Source organism: Nonomuraea pusilla, from assembly GCF_900109355.1.
Classification (GTDB): Bacteria; Actinomycetota; Actinomycetes; order Streptosporangiales; family Streptosporangiaceae; genus Nonomuraea; species Nonomuraea pusilla.
Genome location: NZ_FOBF01000003.1, coordinates 602,833 through 618,298 on the forward strand (window position 1 = coordinate 602,833; position 15,466 = coordinate 618,298).

At 73.6% G+C, this 15,466-nt stretch carries 14 protein-coding genes; 9 read left to right on the plus strand and 5 right to left on the minus strand.

Annotated elements, in window-relative coordinates:
* The first annotated feature begins 21 nt into the window (after nucleotides 1-21).
* The 3 genes from BMX74_RS08740 to BMX74_RS08750 are packed head-to-tail and all read left to right on the plus strand — an operon-like array spanning nucleotide 22 to nucleotide 3,559.
* Nucleotides 22-1,539, plus strand: a complete 1,518-nt coding sequence (locus BMX74_RS08740; protein ID WP_055506052.1) for a hypothetical protein — start codon at nucleotides 22-24, stop codon at nucleotides 1,537-1,539.
* Nucleotides 1,536-1,955 carry a hypothetical protein gene (locus BMX74_RS08745; RefSeq protein WP_055506053.1) on the plus strand — a complete coding sequence of 140 codons (420 nt, stop codon included), beginning with the start codon at nucleotides 1,536-1,538 and terminating at the stop codon, nucleotides 1,953-1,955. Before BMX74_RS08740 ends, BMX74_RS08745 begins: the two co-directional genes overlap by 4 nt.
* Nucleotides 1,956-1,972: 17 nt before the next feature.
* Nucleotides 1,973-3,559 carry an MFS transporter gene (locus tag BMX74_RS08750; protein ID WP_055506054.1) on the plus strand — a complete coding sequence of 529 codons (1,587 nt, stop codon included), beginning with the start codon at nucleotides 1,973-1,975 and terminating at the stop codon, nucleotides 3,557-3,559.
* A 148-nt stretch (nucleotides 3,560-3,707) separates the two neighbouring features.
* Here the strand turns inward: BMX74_RS08750 and BMX74_RS08755 are convergent, their stop codons facing one another.
* Nucleotides 3,708-4,538, minus strand: a complete 831-nt coding sequence (locus BMX74_RS08755; protein WP_337959842.1) for an SAM-dependent methyltransferase — start codon at nucleotides 4,536-4,538, stop codon at nucleotides 3,708-3,710.
* Nucleotides 4,539-4,727: 189 nt separating this feature from the next.
* Nucleotides 4,728-5,981 carry a helix-turn-helix domain-containing protein gene (locus BMX74_RS08760; protein WP_055506056.1) on the minus strand — a complete coding sequence of 418 codons (1,254 nt, stop codon included), beginning with the start codon at nucleotides 5,979-5,981 and terminating at the stop codon, nucleotides 4,728-4,730.
* 221 nt (nucleotides 5,982-6,202) lie between these two features.
* Between BMX74_RS08760 and BMX74_RS08765 the strand changes: the two genes are divergently transcribed.
* Nucleotides 6,203-6,937 (plus strand): hypothetical protein, encoded by a 735-nt coding sequence (locus tag BMX74_RS08765; protein ID WP_055506057.1) that lies wholly within the window; start codon nucleotides 6,203-6,205, stop codon nucleotides 6,935-6,937.
* A 197-nt stretch (nucleotides 6,938-7,134) separates the two neighbouring features.
* Here BMX74_RS08765 and BMX74_RS08770 read toward each other — a convergent pair whose 3' ends face one another.
* A complete protein-coding gene (locus tag BMX74_RS08770) occupies nucleotides 7,135-7,329 on the minus strand; it encodes a hypothetical protein (protein ID WP_143078598.1) in 195 nt (64 codons plus the stop codon).
* Nucleotides 7,330-7,458: 129 nt separating this feature from the next.
* On the opposite strand from BMX74_RS08770, the gene BMX74_RS08775 reads away from it, so the two are divergent.
* The 4 genes from BMX74_RS08775 (at nucleotide 7,459) to BMX74_RS08790 (ending at nucleotide 11,797) form a co-directional block, all read left to right on the plus strand.
* Nucleotides 7,459-7,740 (plus strand): hypothetical protein, encoded by a 282-nt coding sequence (locus tag BMX74_RS08775; protein ID WP_055506059.1) that lies wholly within the window; start codon nucleotides 7,459-7,461, stop codon nucleotides 7,738-7,740.
* Between the two features lie 85 nt (nucleotides 7,741-7,825).
* Nucleotides 7,826-8,563 carry a maleate cis-trans isomerase family protein gene (locus BMX74_RS08780; protein WP_091099447.1) on the plus strand — a complete coding sequence of 246 codons (738 nt, stop codon included), beginning with the start codon at nucleotides 7,826-7,828 and terminating at the stop codon, nucleotides 8,561-8,563.
* Nucleotides 8,560-9,738, plus strand: coding sequence for an FAD-dependent oxidoreductase (locus BMX74_RS08785; protein WP_055506061.1), 1,179 nt, complete (start codon nucleotides 8,560-8,562; stop codon nucleotides 9,736-9,738). Before BMX74_RS08780 ends, BMX74_RS08785 begins: the two co-directional genes overlap by 4 nt.
* Nucleotides 9,739-9,853: 115 nt before the next feature.
* The gene (locus BMX74_RS08790) at nucleotides 9,854-11,797 is read left to right on the plus strand and encodes a hypothetical protein (RefSeq protein WP_055506062.1); all 1,944 of its coding nucleotides are present in this window, start codon (nucleotides 9,854-9,856) and stop codon (nucleotides 11,795-11,797) included.
* A gap of 76 nt (nucleotides 11,798-11,873) precedes the next feature.
* On the opposite strand, the gene BMX74_RS08795 is transcribed toward BMX74_RS08790, so the two are convergent.
* A complete protein-coding gene (locus BMX74_RS08795; protein WP_055506063.1) occupies nucleotides 11,874-13,796 on the minus strand; it encodes a Xaa-Pro dipeptidyl-peptidase in 1,923 nt (640 codons plus the stop codon).
* Between the two features lie 192 nt (nucleotides 13,797-13,988).
* On the opposite strand from BMX74_RS08795, the gene BMX74_RS08800 reads away from it, so the two are divergent.
* Complete coding sequence (locus BMX74_RS08800) at nucleotides 13,989-14,651, plus strand: FadR/GntR family transcriptional regulator (protein ID WP_055506064.1); 663 nt, start codon at nucleotides 13,989-13,991, stop codon at nucleotides 14,649-14,651.
* 130 nt (nucleotides 14,652-14,781) lie between these two features.
* On the opposite strand, the gene BMX74_RS08805 is transcribed toward BMX74_RS08800, so the two are convergent.
* Nucleotides 14,782-15,351 (minus strand): YybH family protein, encoded by a 570-nt coding sequence (locus BMX74_RS08805; RefSeq protein WP_055506065.1) that lies wholly within the window; start codon nucleotides 15,349-15,351, stop codon nucleotides 14,782-14,784.
* Nucleotides 15,352-15,466: the final 115 nt, after the last annotated feature.

Sequence of the window (15,466 nt, forward strand, 5' to 3'; positions counted from 1 at the left end):
CTCCGGGGAGGGAACGTGACCATGGCCCACGGGGATCTGACGCCGGAGCTGATCGGCTCGTCGGTGTGGACCGACTGGCTGGTCCAGGGGGCCGGCATCCCCGTCTACGACGTGCCGCTGGTGTCCGTCGGCGGCGGCTTCGGCTCGTTCACGCTGCTCGACGTCCTGCGCGTCCGCGGTGTGCCGACCAGCCACCTGCGCGTGCTGTCCACCAGTGACACCCCGTGGCAGACGTGGGAGTACCTCACCCGGGTCTCCCAGCTGCCCGCGCACGAGCGCATCCGCTCCGACTCCGGCGCCCGTCCCGACAACATCTGGGGCTTCCCCTCGTACGCGCTGCAGGAGGCCTGGCGCGACCGCTCGCTCAAGCCGCTCGCGCAGGTGCTGACGGAGCCGCTGCTCGCCGACTTCTACGCGCCCCGCGCCGGGCTGGTCATGGCGTCGGTGCAGCGTGAGGCCGAGCGCATCGGCTACTGGGAGATGCTGGCCAAGGGCCAGGTGCGCATGGTCAGGAAGCGCGCGGGCGGCGGCTACTACACGGTGCTCACCCCTCCGGCGGGCGCCTCGCCCACCAAGCGGGTGGCCCTGCGCTCCCAGTACGTGCACCTCGCGGTCGGCTACCCGGGGCTGAAGTTCCTCGACGACCTGCAGGAGTTCCGCCAGGCCAGGGGCGAGCGGTACCGGGTGGTCAACGCGTACGAGCCGCACGAGCACGTCTACGACCAGCTGAGGAGGCGCCCGGGGACGGTGGTGCTGCGCGGCGCGGGCATCGTGGCCTCCCGCGTGCTCCAGCGCCTGATGGACGACAGGGAGCGGCACGGCCTGCACACCCAGATCGTCCAGCTGTTCCGCACGTACGTCACCGGGCCGCACGGCCCGCACCCGTTCATGCGGCGCAAGGGCGGCGACGGGTGGGCCTACCAGGCGTTCACCATGCCGAAGTCGGCGTTCGGCGGCCAGCTCAAGGCGCGCTTCCGCAGGGCGTCGCCGGAGCGGCGGGCCGAGCTGGCGAAGCTGGTGGCGGGCACGACCACGCCGAAGCTGCGGCGCTGGCAGGAGCAGATGGACACCGGCAGGCGGCAGGGCTGGTACCACCCGCTGCAGGCCGTCGTGGAACGCATCGACCAGGCGCCCGACGGCCGGCTGGTGAGCTTCACCCGCAGCGCGAACGGCGCGCCCGCGCAGTTCGTCTCCGACTTCATCATCGACTGCACCGGCCTGGAGGCCGACATGCCGGAGCACCGGGTCCTCGACGACCTGCTCACGCACGGCGGCGCCCGGCGGAACAAGGCGGGCAGGCTCCAGGTCGGCGAGAGCTTCGAAGTGCTGGGCGCCGAGAGCGAGGGCGGCGTCCTGTACGCCTCGGGCGCCGCCACGGCGGGCAACCACTTCCTCGCCGTCGACAGCTTCCTCGGCATGCAGACCGCCGCACTCGACATCGCCGACGACCTGACCAGGCGCGGCTTCTGCGAGGGGCTCGGGCCGGTGCGGTCCGCCGCCCAGTGGCTGCGCTGGGCGGCCAACAGGAGGCCGGAGTGATCCCCACTCTTGCCGGGCGGATCCAGACCCGGCTGTTCGCGCTGTCCACCATCGGCGTCGTGCTGACCGCGCTGGTCACGCTGGTGCTGCCGATGTCGTTCACGCACGCCTTCCTCGTGCTGCTGGCCGTCGCCGTCGTGGGCGTCGGCTGGGAGCTGCTGTACCACCTGCTCATGCAGTTCCGCTGGGACAAGGACTGGCCGACCCTGTTCGGGCTGGTCACGGCCGTCCCCGAGGGGCTGCTCATGTGGGTGCTGCTGGACGCGGGCCTGGTGCCTGGAGTGCCGGGGCCCGTTCCGGTGTGGGCGTTCACGGTCATGTTCGCGACGGTCTGGCTGGGCCAGTGGCTGTTCGTGAACGGACCGATGCGCGTCCTGTTCGTCAAGTGGCGGCTGCGGGGGGGCCGCCTCCTGTGAATCCGAGGAGAGAGAACATGGGGGGCGTCGCGTTAGCCCGGCCGCTGTACTTCTGGCTGGGCTTCCTGGCCACGGTCGCGGGGGTCGTGCTCCATCTGCCGATGTACCTGCACGGCGCGGACATGCACTACCACCTGGCCGGGATGCCGATGGACACGCCGATGGCCGTCGGCATGGCGCTCATCGTCGCCGGCCTGCTGGTCACCGCCTACGGGCTGGTTCCGCCGGGGGCGCTGACCGCCAGACCCGCCGCCGAGGTGCGGGTCAGGGCCCTGGACGACGCGCGGATGCGTCCCGCGCACATCGGCCTGATCGTCGTCATGTCGGTCGCGGTCGTGATCGACGCGATGAAGCCGATCACGCTGGGCTTCGTCGCGCCCGGCATGGCCAAGGAGTACGGGCTGAAGTCCGCGCTCAACCCGGCGGGCGACCTGCCGGTGGCGCTGCTGCCGCTGGCCGGGCTCACCGGCACCGTGCTCGGGTCGCTGCTGTGGGGCTGGATGGGGGACAAGATCGGGCGCAAGCCGTCGATCCTGTTCGCCGGCGTGCTGTTCATCGGCACGGCGATCTGCGGTGCCATGCCGGACTTCGGCTGGAACCTCGCCATGTGCGTGGCCATGGGGCTGGGCGCGGGCGGCATGCTGCCGATCACGTTCTCGCTGCTGGCCGAGACGATCCCGCCCAGGCACAAGGGGTGGGTGATGGTGCTCATCGGCGGCAACCTGGCCGTGGCGTACCTGGCGGCGAGCTGGCTGTCGGCCTCGCTCGCGCCCACGTACTCGTGGCGGATCCTGTGGCTGGTCGGCATGCCGACCGGGGTCTTCCTCATCCTGCTCAACCGGTTCATCCCCGAGTCGCCGCGCTTCCTGCTGGCGCACGGCCGTGACGAGGAGGCCCGCGCCATCATGGCGCGCTACGGCGCGGCGGCCACGGCGCAGGCGCGGGAGGAGGAGGTGGAACGGGTGGAGGACGACCACGGCGGCGGCTACTCGCGGCTGTTCCGCCCGCCCTTCACCGGGCTGACGGTGGCGGTGGTGGTCCTCGGGCTGAGCATCGGGCTGGTGACGTACGGGTTCCAGCTGTGGATCCCGTCGAACCTGCAGCGGCTCGGCCTCGACCAGCAGACGGCCGATCGGGCGCTGCGCGACTCGACCCTGCTGGGGCTGCCGCTGATCCTCGTGTCCGCCGCGATGTACGGGCTGTGGAGCGCCAAGAAGACGATCGTCGTGCTGACGGCGCTGGTGGGCGCGGCGCTGGCGGTGCTGTCGTTCGCGGGTGAGACGCTGGCCCAGGACCGCACCTGGCTGTACCTGCTGCTGGCCGGGCCGATCGTCGGCACCGCGGCCATCGCGGCGGTGCTCGCGGCCTACAGCTCCGAGATCTACCCGACCCGGGTGCGCTCGCGCGGCTCCGGCCTGTCGGCGGGGGTCGGCAAGCTGGGAGGCGTGGCCGTGACCGCCGTGCTGGTGGCGGGCGCGACGGCCCCTTCCATCGGCGCGACCGCGCTGCTCGGCGCGGTGCCGCTCGTCCTGGCCGTCGTGGCCGTGCTCGCGTTCGGCGTCGAGCCGGCCAAGGGGTCGGCCGAGACGCCGGTGACCGCCTGACACGCCGCCGCCTGACTCGATGGCGGCCTGACTCGATGGCGGCCTGACTCGATGGCGGCCTGACTCGATGGCGGCCTGACTCGATGGCGGCCTGACGCGCCGTCGTCCGCCTGACGCGCCGTCGCCGGCCTGAGTGAGGGGCCGGAGGTCAGGGCAGGCGGGCCACGGCCCCGTAGTTGCCGGACGTGGTGGGCTGGTCGGCGCAGGCCGCGCCGCGGCCGTCGGGACGCCACTCGGGCACCCAGACCAGGCCGGGCTCCACCAGGTCCAGTCCGTCGAGCAGCGCCTCCACCTCGGCCCGGGTGCGGATCGCGTGGCCGGGCAGCGTCATCGCCAGCAGGTCCCTGATGGCGGGCACCAGCTCGGCCGGCACGCCGTCGAACGTCGTGTGGATGAGCGAGAGGTAGCTCCCGTCGGGGACCTCCTGGCGCAGCCGCTTGACCACGTAGTGGGCGTACTCGTCGTCGTCCAGGCTGTGGCTGGAGACCAGCAGGACGGCCATGGGCCTCTCCCAGTCGAGGAACGTCTGGACGACGTGGTCGTCCAGCAGCTCGTCGATCTCCCGCACGTCTCCCTCGACCACCCGCACCAGGTCCGTCACCGGCTCGATGGTGGCGCGCGCGGCGGCCAGCACCATCGGGTCGCTCTCGACGTACACGACGCGGGCGGCGCACCCGTACGCCTCGCGGGCGACGTCGTGCAACTGGCTGCCCGGCGGCAGCCCGCTGGGGACACCACTGCCGATGACCACGAACTGGTCCACACCCGACGCGGCCAGGTGGCGTACCACGCGGCCCAGATGCTCAAGGACGGCACGCGCCGCGGTGGTGGTGACGGGGGCCGCCATGTCGTACCGCCGCACGGCATCGCGGTCCGCCGTGAAATGGTTCTTTCCACCCGCGGCCGCATCAAGGACGCGAGTGATTCTCGCTTGGGTCATCTCGAGCTTCGCCAGGTTTCGGATAGCACGCTGACGCATTTGAGTGTTGCCCCTTTCCCCTCGCCCACTACGTCGGGAAAGAACGATCTTTTGGACCCCACTCGATGACCCAGACCATATGATCCCCCATGGCCCAGAGAAGACAACACAAATGCCCCTGAATTTTCAGGAAATATGCCTTACTGGCATAGCGCCTGATCATTGACATAAATGATCAAAAAGGCGCGATCAATGGCCGATCGTGCGCGAGATCCGTTCCCGGTGCCGAGTCAGCAGCTCCACGGTCTCCTCGCGGGTGGTGGTGGTGACCGACAGCTTCGTGAACGCCTGGTGGTACGCCTCCACCGCCCCCGGGTCGCTGATCAGCGCGTCGGACTCCACGCCGTGCACGCACGCCACGTCCGGCTCGAACGCCTCCGCGAAGCGCCACAGCGTGAACGGGCCGGTGCGCGGCAGGTACGCGGGATCGTCGACCGGCACGACGTGCAGCGAGACCGTCGGCCGCTTGGCGTGGCCGATCAGCGCGTCGATCTGCTCCAACTGGAGGTGCGGCTCGCCGATGCCGCGCAGCAGCACGCTCTCGTCGATCACCGCCCACAGCACGACCCCGTCGCGGCCCAGCGCCTCCTGGCGGGCCAGCACCAGCGGCAGCGCCTCCTCGACCGACGGCTGGCCGAGCGTCTCCGGGCCCGTCACGGCGAGCGCGGCGCGGGCGTACTCCTCGGTCTGCAGCAGCGGCGGCACGAACTGCGGGTGGTAGGTGCGGATCAGCGTGGCCCGCTCCTCCAGCGCGTACGAGGCGGCCAGCCAGACCGGCACTCCCTGCGCGTCGTACCAGGCGGCCTCGCGCTCTCCCCTGGCCAGGGACAGTACGTACTCGCGGATCGCGGGGGCGCTGACGCCGTACAGGCCGAGCAGCCGCTCGACGACGGCGGGCGCGGGTGCGAGCCTGCCCTCCTCGACGGCGGGCACGGCCGCGGCGCCCCTGCCGAGCGCCGTCTCGACCTGCTCGGCCGACATCTCGGCGGCCAGGCGCAGGCCGTGCAGCCGCGCGCCGAGCGCCCTGCGCTGCGGGCCCGACAGCGGGGCGGACGCCTCGGGGATGCCGGCGGCCCGCTCAGGCTGCTCCGGCAGGCCCTCGGCCCTGCGCGCGAGCTCGACCACGCCGCGCAGCAGGGCGAGCGACCCCTCGGACAGCCCGGAGGCCGACAGCCCGACGGCGGCGGCGCGGAACTGGAGGTCCTCGACGCTGCCCGACTCGACGTGGTCGTCGCCGACGAGCCAGCCCACGCTCACCTGGAGGCAGGAGGCCAGCGCGCGCAGCACCTGGAGTGTGGGGTTGGCCTGCTTGCCCGTGCGCAACTGACTGACGTACGCGCGCGTGATCGGGATGCCCGCCTCCGTCAGGGCGGAGGCGACCTGGGCGCCCGTGTAACCGCGCTTCGTCAGTGCGAGATCGAGCCGCTCGGCGAAGTTCGCCACGGCGTACCTCCTACCACCCGTGAACGCCTCCAGCGTAAGGGACTCCGGAGCCGGTGTCCTCTCCCGACGGGGCCACCTCTGCCGGGCATCGGGGTATCAACGTATGCGAAAACTGACAGTTGACATATCCCGGCGTGCCCGCACAGTATCAGAGACGCGTGGAAAGTGAGGCTTAACAGCCGGATGGGTCTCGGGAGTCTCCGGCGAGGAGGTGGCCGCACGTGACCAAGGAATCGCCGAGCGGCTCCTGGTTCCTGAAGGACCCGGACGTCCCCGGTCAGGAACGGGCGATCGAGCGGATCTGCGCCCGCACGGCGGGGACCCCGGTGCACGTCACCGGGCTGCCCTTCGGCGGCGCCCAGGTCTGGCTGGACTGCGCCGCTCACCGCTGGCGGCTGCACCACCGGATGGCCCGCGAGCTGCGGCTGGCCGGCTGGCACACGGAGACGGGCGCCGACCGGCTGCTCGTGCTCGGATGGAGCGCCTCCTTCCTGCGGCACCGCGTCAGGATGCTGAGCGCGGCGCTGAGCGGGCGGCTCGCCGACTTCGACAGGACGGCCTTCACCGCGGTCATGATCGCCACCCGGCTGCGCCACGACGGGTTCCCCGCCGCGGAGCTGCCCGGCGAGGTGCGGGCGCGCTGCGCGGCGGCGCTGCGCTGGCCCGACCGGCTGGCCGACCTGCGCGGTCTCGAACGCACGTCCACGCTGGAACCGCTGCGGCTCAGGCTCGCCCAGGTGGCGGGGCTGGAGGCCAAGGTGGGGCGGCGCTGCGCCGAACACCTGGCGCTCGCCGCGAAGGTGGCCAGGGCGGTCGCCGGAGGCGCGCCGCCCGGACTCGGACTGGTACCCCAGCCCCGCGCGCCGGGTCCGCGCGCCGGGCTGACGGAGCGGATGGTGTGCGTCTGCGTGCCCAACCGCCCCTGCGCGACCGCGACCGCCGGGACGTCGCCATGACGTCGCCGCGCCGTCCTCGCGCGACGGCGCCCGCCCGCCCCCTCGCGGGGCGGGCGGCGCCCACGACGCCGGCCCCGGCGCCGTCCCATCCCCCTGGCACCGTGTGTCACGTGCTCGACCAGGTCGGCACGGTGCCGCCGACCGGCGCGGAAGCGGCTGGCGCGCCGGTCAACCAAGGGGACGGCGCCTGGGGCCGGTTAGACCACGGAGGAGCGGCCTGGCGGCCCGGTCGGCGCGACGGGCGCCACCGTGCCGGCCGACCGGCCGTCACCGGACGGGCCGATGCCCGTGCGCGCCTCCGTGCCGGCGGACGGGCGCGGGTGGGTGCGCCTGGATCCGCCGTCGTGCTCGCCGCCACGGCGCTGGTGCGGGTCGCCGTGGCGTCGGGTCACGAACCGGTTCACAGGTCGGCTCACGGGTCGGCTCACGGGGCCGCGCCCGGCGGGGTGGGCCCGCCGGCCCGTCGGCGGAGCCACGCCGCCCGCCCCGAGCACGTCACGTCACGACGAACAGGAGCGACCATGCTCACCGACGAGCTGCCCACCCCGCGGCCCCACGGCCTGCGCGGCATCCGGCCGCGTCCGAGGCCCGACGCCCCCGAGCCGCGCGACGGCGACACCGGCCAGGCTCCCGCCGCCCGCGCCGTCCACGGGCTGCGCGCCGTACGCGCCAGGCCGGCGCACGCCGAGCGCCGCCGCGCGGACCGGCAGGAGCGGCCGCTCCCGACCGACCTCCTAGCCGGGCCCCCGCCCCCCGGGCAGCCCCGCCCCGACACCGGCCAGGCGCCGCGGCGCGCCTCCTGAACCCCGCCACACCCTCCCAGGAGGAGAGACAACACATGCTCCTTGACGTCCTCGCGCCCGCCGGATCCCCGCCCGGGGGCACGCCGTGAGCCGCGGCAGGGTCGGCGTGACCGTGGCGCCCGCCAACCCCTGGGCGGAGCCCGAGCTGACGCGCCTGCTCGGGTCGCGCGCCGACATCTACGTCACCCGCTTCCCCGTACGGCCCGGCCTGGACCACCACGAGCGCCTGGAGGGCTACAACGAGGCGCTGCCCGACATGGTGTCGGCCTTCGACGGCCTGCCGCTGAACGCCATGGTGATGGCCTGCAGCGAACCCCGGTACCTCCTCGGGCCGGAGGAGGACCAGGAGCAGTGCGCGATGCTCTCCGCGGAGACCGGCGTGCCGTTCGCGTCGTCCACGCTGGCCGTGCGGGAGGCCGTGGAGCACGCGGGGATCCACGACGTCGTGCTGGTCTCGCCGTACCAGCCGTGGCTGACCGAGCTGGCCGAGCGGTACTGGAAGAGCGCCGGGCTGGGCGTCACCCAGGTCGTCCAGCTGCGGGCCAGGAACGGCTACCTGCCGTACGCGATCACGCCGGCCGAGGTGGTGGACCAGGTCGAGCTGGCCGAGCCGCCGAGGGACGCCGTGCTGCTGCTCACCGGCACCGGCATGCCGACCCTGCCGGTGCTCGAACCCCTCAGCAAGGGCAACGACCGGGTGCTGCTGACCTCCAACCTCTGCACCGCCTGGTGGGCGCTCTCGCGGGCCATCGGCAGGCCCGTCACGCTCACCCGGGTGCCGTACCGGCGCTTCGCCGCCGCGCGAGGAGGGCGCACCGCATGAACGGCGTGATCGTGGTCGGAGCGGGACCGGCCGGGCTGACGGCGGCGCTCACGCTCGCCAGGGCCGGGATCCGGGTGGTGGTGCTGGAGCGGGAGAGCGGCCCGAGCCGGCAGCCGCGCGCCTGCACCTTCCATCCCGCCACGCTCGACCTGCTGGACGACCTCGGCGTCGCCGCCGGCCTGGTGGCCGACGGGCGGGTCGTGGACCGGGTGCAGTGGCGCGACAGGTCAGGCATCGTCCCCGCCGAGATGGGCATGCACCGGCTGGACGGGCTGACCAGGCACCCGTTCCGCGTCCACGCCGACCAGGCGGCGCTCACACCGCTGCTGCTCGCCGCCCTGCAGGCGCGGCCCGAGGCGGAGGTGCGCTTCGGCACCCGGGTGGACGGCGTGGCCGAGGGCGGCACCGGGGTCCGCGTCCGCATCGGTCAGGTCTGGGCCAGGGCCAGGTACGTGATCGCGGCCGACGGCGCCCACAGCACCGTGCGGGGCTCGCTCGGGCTGCCGTTCCCCCGGTCGTCGTACCCGACGCAGGCGCTGCGGGTGTTCACCGACTCGCCGCTCGACCGGCTGCTGCCCGACCTCGCGCCGCTCACGTACGTACGGGACGTGCAGCAGTCGTGCACGCTGATGGCGCTGCCCGACCACTGGCGGATCATCTTCAGGATCCCGTGCGACGCGCGCGAGCCGCTGTCCGTGCCGAACCTCTCCCTGCTGCTGCGCAGGGCGCTGCCGGGCACGAGCGGGCCGATCCGCATCACCGGCGCCGACAGGTACGGGCTGTCGCGGGGCGTGCTGACGTCGTACCGGTGCGGCCGGGTGCTGTTCGTGGGCGACGCGGCGCACCTGACCTCGACCGTGGGCGGGCTCAACATGAACGCCGGCATCCACGACGCCGCCGAGGCCGGGCAGGTGCTGGCGGCCGTGCTGGGCGGCTTCGCCCCGCCCGCCGCGCTGGAGGCGTGGGCGTGGCGGCGGCGCTCGGTGCTGCTGCAGCGGGTGATGCCGCGCGGCGAGACCCGGCTGGCGGGCGTGCGCGAGCGCGACAGCGCCAGGCTGGAGGCCGCCATGGCGGGGCTGCGCGCCATCGCGGGCGACCCCGACGCGACGCGCGCCTACCTGGCGCAGGCGTCGCTGCTGGACACCGTCCCCTCGCACGCCGCCGGGCGCGGCTGAGAAGGGGGAGCCGACATGACCGAGCCGAGGTCGAGGCCACCGCCGCGGCGGCGCGCCTCCGGTCCCGCGCACGACTGAGCCCGACATGGGCCGAGGTAAAGAGGTGTGACCCCGGATGTGGCAAGCCCTGTCCGACGAGGCCCGCCGGGCCGTCCGCGAGCTGTGCGCCGCGCACGGATCCCGGCTCTACGACTACTGCCGCACCGAGCTGGGCGCGTCAGGCGCCGAGCAGGCGGTCGCGGGGACGCTCCTGACCGCGCACCTGTACGCCGACCGGCTCGGCGACCCGGCGCTGCGGCGCGCCTGGTTCTACGCGCTGGCCCGCGCGCACCGCGCCGTGGCCGCGGAACCGGCGAGCATCGGCTCCTGGTCGCGCCCCGGACGCGTGTCGGAGCTGCTGCCCGAGGCGCTGCTCTCGCTGGACCGTCCGCACAGGGAGCTGCTCGACCTGTCCGTACGGCACGGGCTCGCCGACAGCGAGCTGGCCCTGATCTTCGAGCTGCGCGCGCAGGAGGTGCGGGCCGTCGTCACCCGGGCCGCGCGGGGCCTGGAGGGCTGGTTCGCCGCGGTGATCGCGGCGCGGTCCGGTGACGGCTGCCCCGAGCTGGCCGCGCGCGTGGACGCCTGGCTGGCGGCGCCGGGACGGCGGGCGCGCGCCAGGATCGGCCGCCACATCCCGTCCTGCGACGCGTGCAGGACGGCCCCGAGGACGGTGTCGGCGGGCGCGCTGCTGCGCCGCCTGCCGATGGCCGCCCTTCCGGACACGCTCGTGGAACGGCTGGAGTCGGCCGCGCCCCTGCCCGGCGAGGGGCCGATGTGGCGGGCGGACGGCTTCCCTGCGCAGGCCCGCCTCCTCCCGGAGCCCGCGCCGACGGCCTTCCCCGCCGTCCCCGAGCCCGCTGTTCCCCCCTTCCCCACCGTCCCCGAGCTCGCTCTTCCCTCCTTCCGCGCCGGCTCGGAGCACGGCGTGCCGCCCTTCCCCGCCGCGTCGGAGCCCGCCGTGCCGCCCTTCCCCGCCGTGCCTGACCTCGCGGGGGCGGGCGCCGGGAGCGGGGTGCTGAGCGCGCCGGTCGCGGAGGAGCTCCTGGACTCCCCGGTCGCCGACCCCACGACGGCGACCGGGGAAACCTCCTGGCCGGCGGCGGGCGCGGCCGCCGCCGGCCAGGAACCCTCGGCCCTGCAGAGGGGCAGGGCGGGGGGCACGGCGCACGGGCGTCATCCCTTCACCCCGCCCAGCCGGACCCGGGGCGTGCGCGGCGGTTCGCACGGTGGGGCCCACGGCGGGGCACCGGGCGGCGGCGCGTACGGCGACAAGCTCGTCTACGGCGCGGCCGCCAACGGCAAGGCGATCATCAGGTACGGCGGCATCACCTCCGCCGCGGACCGGCGCCCCGTGCCGGCCGGCGAGCGGGAGGAGCCCTGGCGCGACCGTCCGCCGCAGGACGACGAGGCGGGCCAGCCGGTCAGGGTCGTGGTGCGGGTCGCGCTCATGGCGGGCGTGGGCCTGCTGGTCGTCGGCCTGGTGTGGTCGCTGGCGAAGGCGCAGGAGCAGCAGCCGGTGACGCGGGCCTCCGCGCAGGCGGGCGCGCTGCCCGACCGGCCGGACCGCGCCGCCGCGCAGGACGGCCCGGCCGCCCGGGCGGGCGCGCAGCAGGAGGGGACGCTCACCCCCGCGGGCGCGCAGGAGGAGGGGACGCTCACCCCGGTGCGCAAACAGGCGGAACTGCCCCGCCCCGAGCCGCCCGCGGCCAGGCTGAGCCCGGCGTCGCTGCGCCTGGGCACGGCGCGGACCGGGTCGTTCACGCTCTCCTGCGGTGGCGCCTGCGCGATCGTCTCGGCCACCGGGACGGGCGGCGTCACGGTGTCGGGCACGACGTTCCGCGTGAAGGAGGTCGCCCCGCGTCCGGGCTGCCCGCCGGTGCCGGTGCGGCAGTCGGGGAAGATCGTCGTGCGCTGGAAGGGCACGGCCACGGGTGACGGCAGGCGCACGGCGGGCACCGCCCGCGCGTCGGGCACGCTGACGCTGCCGGTGTCCTGGACCGCCTTCAGATGCGGCTGAGGGCCCCGGACGGATGCCCGGAGCCCTCGGCCAGAATGCGACCCGCCGCGCCGGACACCGGCGCGGCGGGAGCCGGTCAGAAGAAGTCGAACGTCCGCTCCGGCTGCGGCAGCTCGATCCTGCCGGGCCCGCGGAACCTCGCCTTGTCCTTCGGCATGTCGGACAGCGGCAGCGACAGCGCGAACGGCACCACGACCGAGCTCTTCGCCAGGTCCACGGTGACGGCGGCGCCGGTGCCCGCCTCGCCGCTGTAGGTCGCGTCGGTGCCCGCGATCACCAGCGCGATCCTGTGGCCCTTCTTGAAGGTGTAGTCGTGCGGCATCGTCAGCCACTTGACCTTGCCGTACGTGCCCACGGGCAGCGGCGACGGCGTGTCGAGCGAGCCGCGGTTCTGCACGTCGATCCAGCCGCGGGCGACGATCTCCAGGGGCCGGGTGGCGACGTTCGTGGCGACCTTGTGGTAGCAGGCGTCGTCCTGGGCGGTGCTCTCGCCGTGGCAGTCCTCCTCGGCCAGCGTGGTGATGCCCTGGCCGGTGCGCCAGTCGACGCGGGTGTCGTCGCCGAGGTCGACGAGGAGCGCCGTCAGGTTCGCGGTCGGCTTGTCCAGCTTGACGCGCAGGTCGGCGGTCGGCGTGCCGGACAGCCGCAGGCTCAGCGGCAGCGCGCCGGTGGTGAACGCGACCCGGCCGTCCTTGGCCGTGCCGATGTCGGCGACCATGGCGTTCTCGCTCATGCGCACGTCGGTGAACGACGCCGTCTCGCCCTTGCCCGCGGGCAGGAGGCCGAGCGTGCCGTCGGCGGCCGGGCGCAGCGCCACCTTCGTGGCGAACGGGGCGGGCCAGTCGCGCTGCTTGATCCACTGCGTCGGGCCGAGCTGCACGTCGGCGCGGGGCTCGCGCATGACGCCGTTCTCCACGTCGAGCAGCCAGTAGTCGAACCAGCGGTGCAGTGTGTCCACCCACAGGTCCCTGCGGCCCTCGAAGTCGAACGGGTCGACGTGCTGGTACTGGCCGACCCAGATCTTGCGGGGCACGCCCCTGTCGGCCAGCGCCTGCCACCAGGCGGAGAAGTTGTCGGGCTTGACGTTGAGGTCGTTGGCCGTGTGGACGACGAACACGCTCGCCTTCACCTTGGAGGCGTCGCCGAGCAGGCCGGAGATGTAGTCGCGCTCGGCCCAGAACGGGTTGTAGTCGCCCGTGGCGTCGCCGTCCTGGGCGTCCATCTGGTCGCGCACCGCCTGGCACTTGGCCTCGGGGTCGGTGTCGACGTAGTTGGCCAGCCAGGACGCGTAGTCGTAGTTGTAGACCACGCCGTTCGCGCGCTGGTACTTGTACCAGGAGCTGATCGCGGAGATCGGGACGATCGTCTCCAGGCCCTCGACCCCGGTCGCGGCCACGGCGTTGGCCAGTGTGCCGTCGTACGACTTGCCGATCATGGCCGCCCTGCCGGTGGTCCAGTCGGCGGCGGCCGGGGTGCCGTCGGCGCGGTACGCCTTGGCGCGGCCGTTCAGCCAGTCGATCACGGCCTTGCCGCCCAGCACGTCGGCCTTGCCGCCGACGTCGGGGCAGCCGTCGGACTTGGTCGTGCCCAGCATGTCGACGTTGAGCACGGCGTAGCCGCGCGGCACGAAGTAGTTGTCGTAGAACAGCGGGAACTTCACCAGGTTGCCGTCGGGGCCGTAGACCTTGCGCTCCGACTCGTTGCCGCGGCCCGAGTTGTCGTAGTAGGGGCTCTCGTCGATGATGACGGGGACCTTCAGCCCGGGGCCGGACTCCTTGGGCCTGATGATGTCCACCCGTACCCTGTCGAGCTTGCCGTCTGCGTCGCTGTCGACCTCCGACTCGACGTACACGTGCTCGCGGACGGCGTCCGCGTAGGAGAAGACGGGCTGCGTACGGCCGTTCTCGATGGTGATCTCGGGACCGTTCGCGGCCTGGGCCGGTGTCGCGATCACCAGCGTGAGCGCGACGGACAGCAGGGCCGGGCGTATCTGTGGCACGCGTGACCTCCGTGACGTGCGGGAAAGTACCCGCAATGTCTCAGAGCCCCTGGCACCTGGCAAGATCCCTGACGTGTGTCGCGGCGGGTTGTCAGGACCCCGGCCGGTCCGGCCCTTCCCCAGGGCGCGGAGGGCGGGTGTCACAGTCGGTGCGGGCGGGCTGCGGCCTGCCCGGCAGGGAGAAGAGGGAACATGCGGAACGTCGCGCGGACCTCGCTGGTGGACGCCGCGATCGAGGAGCTCCGCAGGGAGATCGCCGGCGGGGCGTGGCCGGTCGGGACGAAGATCCCGTCGGAGAGCCGCCTGGCCGAGAGCCTCGGCATGAGCCGGCTGTCGGTGCGGGAGGCGGTGCGGGTGCTGGTCCACGCGGGGCTGCTCACCACCCGGCAGGGCGACGGGACGTACGTGACCGCCACCGACGAGTCGCGGGTGGCGCTGCGCAGACGGCTCGACACGGCGGCCGCCATGGAGATCATCGACGTGCGGCGCGGCCTCGACCTGGTGGCGGCGCGGCTGGCGGCGGCCCGGCGCACCGGCGAGGACGTGGCGGGGATGCGCGCGGCGCTGGCCCGCAGGGAGGAGGCGGCGCGGGCGGGCGACCTCGACGGGTTCGCCGACGCGGACGTCGACTTCCACCTGCGCGTGGCGGACGCCGCCCACAACGATCTGCTCGCCGACCTCTACCGGGGCATGGGCGAGGCGCTGCGCGACAGCGTGCGCAGCCTGGAGGAGGCGGCGCTGGAGCCCGACTCCTCGCACGAGGAGCTGCTGCGCGCCATCGAGGACGCCGACCAGGCGCGGGCGGTGGCCGTGTCGATGGCCATCCTCGACCGGCAGGAGCGGTCGATGGCGTGACGACGGGGGCCGGGGATGTCACCGGGCGTGCGGGCGGGCGCGCGGGGAGGGGCGGAACCGGGGGGAAGAAGGATCGGGCGCCGTGCCGTCGGTGCGCGCCGCCGCACCGACCGCGCGGCCGGTCACCCGGTCAGCCCTTGTTGCTCATGAGACGGGCGATCTTCCACTTGCCGTTGTCCTGCTTGGTGAGGATGAAGAACGCGCGCATGACCTGGCCACCTTGCATGGTGCTGGTGGTGCGGACGAACGCGTCCTCGCCGCCGACCGTGTGCACCTCGTCGATGGTGTGCGTGGCCTGGGCGTTCTGGCCGCCCTGAACCTGCTGCTGGATGACCTTGCGGATGGCGGAGGAGCCCTCCGCGGTGGGCACGCCGTCGAGCTCGACGACGGCGGTGTCGAGGAACAGCTTCATGATCTCGTCCACGTTGCCCGACTTGAGGGCGTCGAAGTAGGCCATGACGGCCGCGCCGACCTTGCCGCCCTTCACGGTCCCGGTGGGGGACGGCGACATCGTCGCGGAGCCGCTCTCGGTCGGGGACATCGACTCCGTGCCCGACTCGGTCGGCATCATCGACTCGGTGGGCTGGCTCTCCGCGCCCTTCATGGCCTGCGGGTTGCCGCTCGCGCCGCAGCCCGCGACGAGGAACGCGGGGATGACCGCGGCCAGCAGGAGCGCCTTGCGCTGTGAAATCGTGCTCATGGCCGCTTACTTCCCGCGCGGATCGCGAGCGAATGCGCGGTTTATGCACTTCGCACGACGCCTTTACCTGGTGCCGGTATTACTCACGGTAACGGTTCACGGAGTTTGGTGTGAT